The sequence below is a fragment of the Streptomyces sp. NPDC050988 genome, assembly GCF_044456225.1.
GTDB lineage: Bacteria > Actinomycetota > Actinomycetes > Streptomycetales > Streptomycetaceae > Streptomyces.
On record NZ_JBITFQ010000033.1, the window covers coordinates 48,100 to 60,651 of the forward strand.

Below are 12,552 nucleotides of genomic sequence, written 5' to 3' on the forward strand. Positions count from 1 at the left end.
GGGGCAACGCCCTGAACCAGACGGACGGTCCACGGCGCCTGCCTCATGGCCGAACAGGGCCCGCACGCCCTACTTCTGAGTGCCTCGCCGGTCCCGGATCCGGTCCCGGTCGGGGCCGGGGCCGGGCGGGCCGGAGCGGGACCCGGCGTCCGTGAGCGCGGCGCCGAGTTCCGCTCTGCGACGGATGCCCAACTTGCGGTAGGCGCTGGTCAGATGGGTCTCGACGGTACGCCGGGCCAGGTGCAGCAGCTCCGCTATCTCTGTGTTCGTACGGCTCTGCGCGGCGAGTTCCGCGATCCGGCGCTCGCTGGCGGTGAGCGAACCGGACCCCGTCCGTGCCGTCGCCGCACGGCGGGCGCCGCTCTCGTGCAGGGCAGCCTCCGCGGACGCCCGCATCCGGACCGCGCCCAGCCGTTCGGCGCGTTCGGCCGCCTCCCGGAGCGCCTCGCGGGCCCGTGCCCGATCCCCGGTGGCGGTGAGCAGACGTCCCTGTGCGATCAGCGCCGGGATCAACTCCGTTTCGACCGGCTCCCCGACCGGGGCCGCGGACCCGCCGCCGTCGGATTTCGCGTCGAGGAGCACCTCAGGTGGTGTCGCCTCCGGTGGTGTCACCTCGGGTGGTGTCGCCTCGGGTGGTGTTGCCTCGGGTGGTGTCGCCTCGGGTGTTCCGGCCGACGCCCCGCCGGCCCCCTCCCGCAGGACCCGTACCGCCCGGTCCGTCAGATCGAGGCCTCGGCGGCCGCCGGTCGCCGTGCCGAGGACGCGCAGGGCCCGGCCCAGGACACGGGGCGTGTTCCACACGGTGGCGAGGCGGAGTTCCTCCTCGGCCAGGGCCAGGGCCTGGCGGGGCCGGCCGAGCGCCAGGTGGCACTCCGCCGACGCGGTCCGCCAGGGGGTGACGACCGGGCTCGCCACGTCCCGTGCCGACTGGTGGCGCCCGCACTCCAGGAAGTCGCCGAGAGCGCCCGCCGGATCGCCGGTGGCCGCGCGCAGGACACCGCGCGCGTAGAGGAAGCGGTTCAACTCCCAGGAGTCGTGCGGGTTCTGGAGGTCGAAGCCGTCCGCGAGACGGGTGGCCTCCTCCGTACGGCCCGTCTCGACGAGCGCGATCAGCGCGTGGGCCTGCGCGTTGGCCGGATCGGGCCGGCCCACGACGGGGCCCAACGCCTCTGGATCGGCGAGCAGTTCGGCGTACGCGCCACGGGCGGCGGCGATGTCGACCCGTACGTTCAGCAGCGCCAGGTGCATCGGGTGCAGCAGGGACGTGCGCTGCCCGGCCAGGCCGCGTCGTACGAGCTGTTCGGCCTCGTCGAGCTGGTCCGCCCACTGGGCGACCGCGGCGGCCGTGCCCAGCAGGAACCCCTCCGCGAGCGGGTCGGCCGGCTGCGCCAGCAGGGCGCGGATCCGGCGCATCGCCGACGCCGCCGAGGTCAGACCGGCCGTCGACTCGTAGCGTACGAGCAGCGCCTGCCCGGCCGTGCCGACGAGTTGGGGCGAGCGTTCGGCGGTCTCGCGCAGCCAGCGGTACACCTCCCGCCGTGTCCCCGGGTCGTGGTCGGACAGCAGCGCCGAGGCCGTCTGCACCGTGCGGACCAGGTCCGGGTGGCCCGTCAGATGCTCGTCCTCCAGGCCGCGCAGCACGTCGACCGCGGTGCGCGCCTCGCCCTGCCGGGCCAGCGCCGTGCCCAGCGCGACCGCCGCTCGCACCCGGTCGCGCGGCAGACCCGACAGCCGCATCGCCTCGGCCAGCCGCGGTATCCCGGCCGTCGACCGTACGGTGGCGTACTCCAGCGAGCCCAGTTCGGTAAGGACCACGCTCCGGCGGGCGTCCGGCATCGGCTCGTCGAGGGCGCGGCGCAGGAACGCCACGGCATCGTCGCTGCGGTCGTCCCGGACCGCCAGGCCGGCGGCGTCCAGCAGGACACCCGTGGCCCATGCCTCGCCGACCGGGGCGGACCGCAACAACTGCCCGGCCACCGCCTCGGCGCGGTCACCGCGGCGCAGCATCGCCTCGGCCGCCCGGTGGTGCGCCGCCTGCCGCAGGGCGCCCGACCAGCTGCTCAGCACCGCGTCCCGCAACAGCGGATGGGCGTAGCGAGGCCGTCCGGCGGGACTGGGGCGCAGCAGCCCGAGGCCGGTCATCGCGGTCAGCCAGCCCGGTACGCGGGCGGGGTCGACGTCCGCCGTCCTGGCGAGCAGCTCGGCGTGGGCGTCCCCGTGGTCACCCCCGCCGCTCGCGCTGTCCCCGTCCTTCTCGCCGTCTTCCCCGTCGTCGTCCAGAGCGGCGAGCGCACGGGCGACCTCGGTGGTCGTGGGCCCGGCGCTGTCGAGCCACCAGGAAACGGCGGCCGCGTAGGAACCGGGGTACAACGCCGCGCAGTTGTCGGGCAGGGCCGCCGGGGCGTCCTCCGGGGCGGTGCCCGCTAGGTCGTCCAGCAGGGCACGCAGCAACAGCGGGTTGCCCGCGCCCGCCCGTACGCAGTCGTCCACCCACTCGGCCGGAGCGGGACGGCCGAGGGGGTGTTTTGAAAGTCCCGTGCGGTGCCCGCGGTGTTCGGTGCGTGCCCTCGGCGTGCCGGACGAAGTCCCTCGTAGCGGAGCTACTTGGGTCTTCGGCCGGTGCGGCGAGGGTGCGTGCCGGGCGCCGTGGGTGCTGTGCGGGACTTTCAAAACACCCCCTAGGGCCGAACGGACCAGCTCCGCCGCGGAGTCGGCGCTCAGCGGGGCCAGCGTGCGGGTGCGGACGAGGGCGGGGGAGAGTGTGTGCACCAGCCCGTCGGCCGGCGGATCGATGTCGTACTGGCTGCGCTCGGTCACCACCATCAGCACGGGTAATCGGTCGATGCGCCGCGCGGCCTCGACCAGCCAGCGGCGCGAGGACTCGTCGGCGAGGTGCACGTCGTCCACGGCCACCAGGAGCGGCGCGTCGTCCGCGTAACCGCGCAGCAGACGCCACAGCCGTGCGTGCCTGCCCCGGTGGGGCGGGGTGCCGGGCGGATCCGGCTCCTCCCCCGCGGCCGAGTCGAACCCGGGTCCGTGTGCGAGGAGTTGAAAGACGGCGCCGAACGGTACGGAGGTGTGGTCCGGCGAGCAACGGGCCCGCAGGACGCGCATGCCGGCCGCCTCCGCCTGCTCGGCGGCGGCCTCCAGAAGTGCGGTTCGGCCGGTGCCGGTGGCTCCGCGCAGCAGCACGAGACGGCCGGCTCCGGCCCGGGCCCGCCCGGCCTCGGCCGCCACCAGCTCCAGCTCCTCCCGGCGCTCACGCAACGCTACGGACATCCCTGCCTCCCTCGTGGCCGTGGTGCGTTCCGCTGTGTGGGACGGGGTGGAACGCGACCCCCGTTGCGTGACATGACCCACGGCTGCGAGCGCCGTGGCGCGCGTGACATGGCCCACCGTCACCGATGACGTGCCGCCGATCTCGTGGTGTGTCTCGTGGTGCTCCACGATTGCGCCGGCCCCACGGGGCACAGAAGTGTGGTGTGTGCACGCCTGTCACGGACGCCACAGAGGTGACGGGCCCGTGAACATGGGGGATTCGGTTGCGCAGCTCATTCGGACCCACGGCTCCCGGCACGGACGGATCCGAGTCCCGCATACCGGTGGCAGTGCACGCGTGGGACCCGATCTCCCGGGAGGGAGTACTCGGCCAGCTGCGGCAGCACCCGGTGATCGACCTCCGTGAGGAGACCGAGACCGGGCCGGACACCGTCGCCCTGCTGGTCAACGACACGCTGGACGAGGCCGCGCTCTCCCGGCTGCGCAGACTCGTGCGCAGCGAGGGCGCCCGTGCCGTCCTCGTGGTGAGCGCGATCCGCGAGAGCGAACTCCTCGACGCCATCGAGTCCGGCGCCGGGGCCATCGTGTGGCGCCACGAGGCCACCGCGCACCGGCTGGTGCAGGCGGTCCTCGCGGCGTCCCGCGGCGACGGCGACCTGCCCGCCGATCTGCTCGGCCGGCTGATCAGCCAGGTGAGGTCGCTGCAGCGCACCGCGACCGGCCATCCCGGCGGTCCCCCCTCGGGACTCGCACCGCGTGAGGTGGACGTACTGAGGCTGGTCGCCGAGGGGCTCGACACCGGGGAGATCGCCAGCAAGCTGTCCTACTCCGAACGGACCGTCAAGAACGTGATGCATGGGCTCACCACCCGGCTGCATCTGCGCAACCGGGCGCACGCCGTGGCCCATGCCCTGCGGGAAGGCTACATCTGACCGAACGGGCAATCGAACATGGACAGTTGGGCAGCCCGGTCTGCCCGACGGTCGTCCCCGGCGTGCCTGCGGAGCCGGTGGCCCGCGGGAGACGATCGGACAGGACGGCGGTACCGGTGTCCTGACGGCCCGGTCGGACTTCCGGCTTCCGGCTTCCGGCTTCCGGCTTCCGGCTTCCGGCTTCCGGCTTCCGGCAGTGATACGGCACAGGCACGGCAGGGCAGGAGCACGACGGTGATCCACGAGGTGGACGAGGTCCTCAAGCGGCTGCTCGGGAGCGGCGCGCTCGCCGGTTCCGGCATCGAGGTCGCCTTCGAGGCCCCGACCCGCGACTGGGCGGCCCGGCGCAACGCGCCCGCCGTCAACGCCTACTTGTACGACATCCGGGAGGACGTCTCCCGGCGCCAGCGCGGCCAGGTCTCCGTCCGCGACGAACGCGACGTGATCGTGCGCCGCCGTCAGCCGCCCCGCTGGTTCCGGCTGTCGTACCTGGTCACCGCCTGGACCAAACAGCCCCAGGACGAACACCGGCTGCTCTCGGCGGTACTGGCCACGATGCTGCCGCACGAACTCCTGTCCGCCGACGAACTCCCGGGGGCACTCGGCGCGTTGGGCCTGTCCGTGCCGCTCACGGTGGCGGGGCTGCACACCGAGTCGCGTTCCCTCGCCGAGATCTGGTCGGCCCTGGGCGGCGAACTCAAGCCGTCCCTCGACCTCGTGGTCACCGCGCCCTTTCCGGCCTTCCCCGAGTACGACGTCGGTCCCCCGGTCACGGAGGGCGCGGTCCGCGTGCGCGGCATGGACGGCACGCTGGACGACTCACCCGAGCGCAGCCACCGGCCACGGCGGTCGGCACCCGTGCGGGACACACCCACGCAGGACACCGGAGAACCGCGGCAGTGACCACGTACGCCTCCCCCGCCTCCCCCACGTCCGACGCGCTTCTCGTCCGTCTCGCCCGACTGCGCGACCGGGTCGCCGAGTTGGTCGCGAGCCGCGGCGCCGTCGATCCCACGGCGGACGATCCGCTGCGGGGGCTGTACCTCTCCGACGAGGCCGTACGGCATCTGCTGGGGCCCACGGCGGTGTCGTACGCCGATGTGTTCGAGGACGCGGCCGGCTCCGAGGACGCGTCTGTCCCGGAGGGCTCGGAGGGCTCGGAGGGCTCGGAGCCCGCCCCAGCCACCCGGCTGGAGCGGCTCGCGGTGCGTCTCGGGCTGACCGGGCTGGACACCAGGATCCTGCTCATCGCCCTCGCACCCGACCTGGACCGCTCCTTCGAGCCGCTGTACGGGTACCTCAACGACGACGTCAGCAGGCGCCGGGCCACCGCCGGGCTGGCGCTCGACCTGTGTGGGCTGCCGTGGCACCTCGCCGAGGCGCGGGCCCGGTTCCACCCCTCGGCGCCACTGACCGCGCTCGGGCTGCTGACCGTCGAGGAGCCCGAACGCCCCTTCCTCAGCCGTTCGTTGCGCGTTCCGGACCGGCTCGTCGCCCATCTGCTCGGCGACGACACCCCGGACGCCGCGCTCGCCGGCAGCGTCCACCCGCTGGACTCCCCCTCGTCCCTTCCTCTGCCCCTGCCCTCGGCCTCGCACGACGAGTTCACCGCCAGGCTGGCCGCGCGGCTGGCCGTCGGCCCCCGCACCGTCTATCTCCGTGAGCACCGCGAGGGCGACGGGCTCGTGTGCGCCGCGGCCGCCCTGCGCGCGGCGGGTGTCGGGGCCCTGCACTTCACGCCCGCGGCAGCCGGGGAGCCGCTCCCCGACCTCCTTTCCGACGTCCTCCCCCGGGTGCTGCGCGAGGCCCGGCTGCGCGACCGGGCGCTCGTCGTGTCACCGCTGCCGGAGAAGCCAGGCCCGCTGCTGCGGGCCCTGACGGAGGCCGGCGTGCCCGTGGTGCTCGTCGGGGCCGGGCCGTACGACCCCCAGTGGTGCGAACGGGACCCGCTGGTCCTCGACGCGCCCCGGCCGCACGCGGGTGCCGTGGACGCCTGGTCGGTCGCGCTCGGCGTTGGGGCGGACGGTCCGGGTTTCGACCTGGCCGCCACCGTCGCCCCGTACCGGCTCGGCGGGGACCGTATCGAGCGGGCGGCCCGCGCGGCCCGGGACCTCGCGATGTTCGACGGCACCGCGGTGACCGCCGCCCATCTGCGGCTGGCCGCACGCCAGCAGTCCGCGTCCGGTCTTGAGCGGCACGCCCGCCGGATCCGGCCCGACGTCGGCTGGGACGACCTCGTCCTGCCGGACAGGCCCCTCGCCCAGCTGCACGAACTCGCCCTGCGCGCCCGCCACCGCGACCAGGTCCTCGGCGACTGGCGGCTGAGTGCCGGAGGCGGCCGGGGCCACGGTGTCCTCGGGCTCTTCGCGGGCGAGTCCGGCACCGGCAAGACGCTGTCGGCCGAGGTCGTCGCCGCCGAACTCGGCCTGGACCTCTACGTCGTCCAGCTCTCCTCGATCGTCGACAAGTACGTGGGCGAGACCGAGAAGAACCTCGAACGGATCTTCACCGAGGCCGACCGCACGGACGCCGTGCTGCTCTTCGACGAGGCGGACGCCGTGTTCGGCAAGCGCTCGGAGGTCAAGGACTCCCACGACAAGCACGCCAACATGGAGAGCGCGTACCTGCTCCAGCGCCTGGAGTCCTTCGACGGCATCGCCCTGCTCACCACCAACCTGCGGGCCAACATCGACGAGGCGTTCACCCGGCGGCTCGACCTGGTGGTCGACTTCCCGTTCCCGGACGCCGAGCAGCGCCGGGCCCTGTGGCGGCACAGCCTCGCCCATGTCCCGTGCACCGAGGACATCGAACCGGCGGCTGTCGCCCGCGACTTCGAGATGGCGGGCGGCTCGATCCGCAGCGCGGTCGTCACGGCCGCCTACGCGGCCGCGGGGCGCGGTGCGCCCGTCACCACCGCCGACCTGCGGGAGGGTGCCGCGCGGGAGTACCGCAAGGCGGGGCGGCTGGTGCCCGGAGAGGGCAACTGGTAGCCGTCGTCCCGCCGCCCGGATGAACTGCGGCGGGCCCTGGGGTGCGCTGCGGGGCGGTGGGGGCTGGGCGCTCCCCCACTCTCGGCTTCGCTCGAGCGGGGGGACCCCCATCGCGGCGAAGCCGCAAATCGATACAGGCCCGCGCCCCTGAAGGGGCGCGGGCCTGTATCACCCGCGCCCTTACTCGGCGCTCACACCGTGAACTTCACCGCTTCCAGCCACAGGTCGTTGCTGAGGGTGCCGCCGAAGATGAAGCCCTCGCCCTCGCCGGGCTTGTCGCAACCCATGCCGTGCCAGCCCTCGTTGCGGACGTGGGTGGTCTGGCAGACGGAGCCACGGCCGTCGTCGACGTTGATGGTGAAGCCCAGCATGTTCGGGGCGTCCGCCTTGGTGCTGCCGAAGTAGTTGTCGATGCCGTCGGGCGCGAACGACCACGGCTTCCCGTTGTAGTGGCCCTTGCCGTCGGTCGACCCCGGGAAGTGGACGAAGGCGGCGCTGCCCGTGCGCTTGGCGCCGGACACCGCGACGTTGAGGGCCTTGATCGGCTTGCCCCCGTTCTCCGTGCCGGCCGTCTGGCCGTCGCACACCGCGTCCGTCCAGCCCTTGCCCGTCACGAAGGCCCGGTAGCAGATGTGCCGCCCGCCCGGGTCGTCGGCGGCCAGCGCCTGGACGGCGGTGGCCGCGGTCTTCTCCGGAGCCTTCTCCTCCTCGGAACCGTCTCCGGCCCCGCCACCGCCTCCGCCCCCGGCGGCCGGCGACTGTGCCGCGGGCGGGGGTGTCGAGGCGGGAGCGGTGGGAGTGGGCGGCGGAGGCGGTGTCGCCGAGGGACTGGGCGCCAGCGTGCTGACACCGGCCTCGTCGAGCCTCTCCTTGGCCTCACTGCTGACCTGGGGCTTGTAGGCGATCCACAGCATCACGAAGGTGATCGCGAGTGCCATGAAGACGCCGAGGAAGGTGGCCAGCCAGCGTGGCAGGAACCCCCGCTGCACATACGTCCCCTCGACATCCAGCGGAGCGACCCCCGACCGCTGCACGGCGAACTTGTACGGCCGCTCCTCCTTCGACCCGAACCAGATGATCTGCCGAGGCTTCAGCGTCGCCTTCACGAACGCCGCACGACCGGGCTCGATCTGCACATTGCTCGGGTGGAGGTCGTACGACAACTGATCGCCGTTGTCACTCCCGCTCACCGAAGCGGTGAGCCTTGTGTTGCCCAGGTTGTCGACGGCCAACTTCGGCCGCCCACGAAAACGCCCCTTCACCGTCGGCGGCACCAACTCCGCACGCACCTCCGTAAAAGGCGTGATCGTCAAGTTCCCCTCGGGAACGGTCACCGCCTCCGGATGCTCGGTCGGCGTGATCCGCACCGCATACGCATTCGGCCCCGCCGTCGCATCCGGCGAACGCGGCGGCGCGAACATCAGCTCCACCGTGCCCGTCGTCCCCGGATACAACCGCAACGTCTGCGGCTCCACGATCGTCCACGGCGCGATGTCACCCACCGGCTCAAAGCGGTACTCGTCGACCACGTCACCGGTATTGCGCAGACGCAGGCGTACGCGGGTGCTGCCGCCCGGATCCACGGTCGCGGACGCCGGCTCCAGGGAGGTCCAAAGGCTCACGATCAGTCCTCGTCGGGTTGGATGATCTGCCACTCCTGGTCATCGGTGACGGTGCAGTTGAAGATCATCAGGGTTACTTCGTCGCGAACGTCGTCGCTGCCCGCGACTTCGAGGCACTTGTTGTCGCTCTTGAAGTTGCGGATCCAGTAGGCGCCGCTCTCCTGCTTCGCAAGCCACCACAACTGGTTGTCGCTGTTCGTGCCGTCACAGGTGAACTCCGTGACCTTCGTGTGAATGGGAGCCGCCCCGTAGTTCGGCAGGTCCATGCACAGCTGGTCCTTGACGTTGCGGATCTGGAAGAGGTCCGTGCCACCGGGGCCGCCCTTCTCGACCTTCACCTCCAGGTTCCAGAGCTGGTTGTCGGCGGCGGTCGGATCGCAGGAGAACTGCTGGACCCGGCCGTCCCTCTTGCCCACGCCCTCGCCGGGGATGTCGGCACACAGCTTGGTGGACAGGTTCTTCAGGACGACGTTGTTCGCGGGCAGCAGGCTCTTGGGCTTCTCCTTGGTCGGCGCGGGCGCGGGCGCGTCCCCGCCGCCACCTCCGCCGTTGTCCGCCGGAGCGGACGCGACCGGTGCCGAGGCCGACGGCGGTGCCGAGGGGGCGACCGGTGTCGGCGAGGCCGAGGGCGCCAGCGTGCTGACACCGGCCTCCTGAAGTTCCTTGGCCTCGCTGCGAACCTGGGGCTTGTAGGCGATCCACAGCATCACGAACGTGATCGCGAGCGCCATGAAGACACCGAGGAAAGTGGCCAGCCAGCGCGGCAGGAACCCCCGCTGCACATACGTCCCCTCGACATCCAGCGGAGCAACCCCCGACCGCTGCACGGCAAACTTGTACGGCCGCTCCTCCTTCGACCCGAACCAGATGATCTGCCGAGGCTTCAACGTCGCCTTCACGAACGCCGCACGGCCCGGCTCGATCTGCACATTGCTCGGATGGAGGTCGTACGACAACTGATCGCCGTTGTCACTCCCGCTCACCGAAGCGGTGAGCTTGGTGTTGCCCAGGTTGTCGACGGCCAACTTCGGCCGCCCACGAAAACGCCCCTTCACCGTCGGCGGCACCAACTCCGCACGCACCTCCGTGAAGGGCGTGATCGTCAGATTGCCCTCGGGGACGGTCACCGCCTCCGGATGCTCGGTCGGCGTGATCCGCACCGCGTACGCATTCGGCCCCGCCGTCGCATCCGGCGTACGCGGCGGCGCGAACGTCAGCTCCACCGTGCCCGTCGTCCCCGGATACAACCGCAACGTCTGAGGCTCCACGGTCGTCCACGGCGCGACCTCGCCGACCGGCTCAAAGCGGTACTCGTCGACCACGTCACCGGTATTGCGCAGACGCAGGCGTACGCGGGTGCTGCCGCCCGGGTCCACGGTCGCGGACGCGGGTTCCAGAGAAGTCCACAGGCTCACGCCACCACGCTAGGAGGGCCACTGGGGCCCAGTCAGGAGGCCACGGGGCAGGATGAGTTGCCCGATCCCGCACCCGTACTGCCCAGAGGGCCCGCCCAGTTCGGTCACGGCCGGGGGTGTTCAGGGGCGGCTGCCGGGCACGTAGTGCTCGGGTCGGTCGGCGGGGTAGACGGACGCGAACGGATGGTCGCTCTGGGAGTTGGCCTTCACGGTGATGCGGTTGCGGTCGATGCCCAGGCGCACGAGTTCGGCCACGACAGCCGCGGCCCGCTTCTCCGCCAGGTTCCTGATCGCGAGCGGCCCACCGCGGGCGTGTCCTTCGACCACGATCGGCGCCGATGACGCCGCCCAGCTCTTGGCCGACGTCTGAAGCTGTGCCTGGCTGAGGGACACCAGCGCGTCCGAGTGCTCCTCGAAGCGCAGGCGCGGGACGTTGACGGTGGCGACCGTCATCGGGTTGATCGTGGCGGCACGGTTCTTGGCGTGGAAGCTGCGGTCGCCTCCCGGCTCGTACATCTTGAAGTACCACATGCCGTCCATCGCGGACTTGACCTCGCGCTCCAGCAGTTTGCGGGCCACCTCCTTGGCTTCTTCATCCGGCATGACCTTTCCCGGGTTGGCCTGCGCGTAGGCCTGGGCGGTCTGCGTGGCCGCGTCGCGCAGCAGATTCTCCATCTGCCTGGTGCGGTTGAAGTTCTCCATGGTGATCTGGTCGGCACCGTCACTGCTCTGGGCCACCAGCGTGGCGTAGTGGTACTCCCAGATCCGGCCCTCGGGTACCTGGTTGCGGGAGAAGTCGAATTTGGGGTCCGCTCCGGGGCGGGGCTGGGCGCCGATGGTCTGTGTGGTCAGTGCTTCACCGACCTGGCCTCGGGCGTGTTCGTTGATACCGATGGCGTGCTCGTTGGCCTGGAGTCGTTGTTCGCGCAGGCTGGTGCCGTACGCCTCGCCGGGAGCTGTCGTCGGGTCGGCGCCCTGGACGGCCCGCGCCGCCTCCTGCGGAGTCGTCGGCGGCCTGGAGGAGGTCAGCGCGTGTGCGAGGCGTGGCAGGGAGGTGCCGCGCGTTCCGATGGGCGCGGTGACGCCCTTTCCGTCGGGGCCGCGGAAGACCCCCTGGTCCAGGAAACGCCCGGTGGTCAGCTTCTCGGCGACCTCCACACACTCGTTCTGGACCAGGCGCATGAACTTGGTGAGGACCACCTCGTCCAGGTCCTTCGCTGCCCGGGGGCGCACCACCGTCAGCTGGTTCCCGTTCGCGCTGGTCAGTGAGTGACCGCCCGGGGCGAGACGCACGTAACTGCCCGATTGGGCAAGTGATGCGTTGGCGGCGGCGAGGACGGCCGCAGTGGCGTAGAACTCCTTGGCGCCGGCCTGCGAGTTCATGGCCACTGTCTGATCGTTGGACCAGGACAGGGTGACCGGGGTGCTGGCCTCGCCGTACTCGGTGAGACTGCCCTCGAACTCACCCTGTTCGTCGATCCGCACGGTGACCGAGGGCTCGTTCACGGCGAAGGCCGGAAGCTGGTCACCGGAGGCCTGGTCGTACTGGGGTGCGGCCGGGGTGGGACCGTCCGCGTACCGCTGCAGATGAGGAACGGATGCCGCGTCGTCGACAGCGGCGCGCTGGACGCCGGCTCCCTCGCCCAGAACGGTGCTGCGGCCACCCGAGTCCATCCGCGTGGAGTTCGATTCCGCTTCACGTTCCTCGCCGTCGTGCGGGTGCGTCATGTTGAACCCGCCGCCTGTCGGATGTCCGACCGAGGCCCTCTGCTGGTTGCGGAGTGCGTGGGTGAGTTCATGGTCCAGCGTCCTGGTGTCGTGGCCCCCCTTGCCGAGCACGATGTCCTGGTTCACCGTGAACGCGCGGGCCTGGACCGCGGCGGCCGCCTGCTCCGCGGCCGCACCCTTGTGTACCCGCACGGCGGAGAAGTCGGCCTGGAACTGCTCTTCTTTGCGGGCCAGTGTCGCCTGGTCCAGAGGACTGGCGGGGGAGCGCAGACCGGCCTCGACGTCGGAGCGGTCAGGGGTGCGCGGGCCGGCCTCCGCTGCGGAGCGCTGGAGGGAGGCGGACTGCTGGGTGTGACCGCAGCCGGCGTCGTGCTCGTGCCGCTCTTCCGCGATGGCACGCGTCACCGCCGCGTTGCCCGCGCTGCGCTGGAGGGCCAGCATCCGCTGTGCGGATGTGCTCTGCGTCGCGGCGGTGCGGTCCCGCCGCCGAGTGCCGGCCTGCTGAGACCGCAATTCCTGTGCGCGCACGCTGCTCCCCTCACACGGTTGACAGCCCAGCCCTACCCGACCGGGCCCGGAGCCGGGA

At 72.0% G+C, this 12,552-nt stretch carries 7 protein-coding genes; 3 read left to right on the forward strand and 4 right to left on the reverse strand.

Annotated features, from left to right (window positions below):
* Window positions 1-69: 69 nt before the first annotated feature.
* Entirely contained in the window at window positions 70-3,279 is a 3,210-nt protein-coding gene (locus ACIBEI_RS41300; protein WP_398895925.1) for an AAA family ATPase, read from the reverse strand.
* Window positions 3,280-3,542: 263 nt separating this feature from the next.
* On the opposite strand from ACIBEI_RS41300, the gene ACIBEI_RS41305 reads away from it, so the two are divergent.
* The 3 genes from ACIBEI_RS41305 to ACIBEI_RS41315 all read left to right on the forward strand — a co-directional run bounded on the left by ACIBEI_RS41305 (window position 3,543) and on the right by ACIBEI_RS41315 (window position 7,201).
* A complete protein-coding gene (locus ACIBEI_RS41305) occupies window positions 3,543-4,211 on the forward strand; it encodes a LuxR C-terminal-related transcriptional regulator (protein WP_398895926.1) in 669 nt (222 codons plus the stop codon).
* Between the two features lie 234 nt (window positions 4,212-4,445).
* Complete coding sequence (locus ACIBEI_RS41310) at window positions 4,446-5,114, forward strand: DUF4255 domain-containing protein (protein ID WP_398895928.1); 669 nt, start codon at window positions 4,446-4,448, stop codon at window positions 5,112-5,114.
* Window positions 5,111-7,201 (forward strand): ATP-binding protein, encoded by a 2,091-nt coding sequence (locus ACIBEI_RS41315; RefSeq protein ID WP_398895930.1) that lies wholly within the window; start codon window positions 5,111-5,113, stop codon window positions 7,199-7,201. Before ACIBEI_RS41310 ends, ACIBEI_RS41315 begins: the two co-directional genes overlap by 4 nt.
* Before the next feature lie 191 nt (window positions 7,202-7,392).
* On the opposite strand, the gene ACIBEI_RS41320 is transcribed toward ACIBEI_RS41315, so the two are convergent.
* The 3 genes from ACIBEI_RS41320 to ACIBEI_RS41330 form a co-directional block, all read right to left on the reverse strand.
* Window positions 7,393-8,823 (reverse strand): hydrolase, encoded by a 1,431-nt coding sequence (locus ACIBEI_RS41320; RefSeq protein ID WP_398895932.1) that lies wholly within the window; start codon window positions 8,821-8,823, stop codon window positions 7,393-7,395.
* A 2-nt stretch (window positions 8,824-8,825) separates the two neighbouring features.
* A complete protein-coding gene (locus tag ACIBEI_RS41325; RefSeq protein ID WP_398895934.1) occupies window positions 8,826-10,238 on the reverse strand; it encodes an RICIN domain-containing protein in 1,413 nt (470 codons plus the stop codon).
* 120 nt (window positions 10,239-10,358) lie between these two features.
* Window positions 10,359-12,494: a DUF4157 domain-containing protein gene (locus tag ACIBEI_RS41330; protein ID WP_398895935.1), complete on the reverse strand. Its 2,136-nt coding sequence runs from the start codon at window positions 12,492-12,494 to the stop codon at window positions 10,359-10,361.
* Window positions 12,495-12,552 lie beyond the last annotated feature (58 nt).

What these genes read in the sequence shown, in the direction of transcription:
- ACIBEI_RS41300 (WP_398895925.1), bottom strand. Translation starts at nt 3,279, where the DNA reads ATGTCCGTAGCGTTGCGTGAGCGCCGGGAGGAGCTGGAGCTGGTGGCG.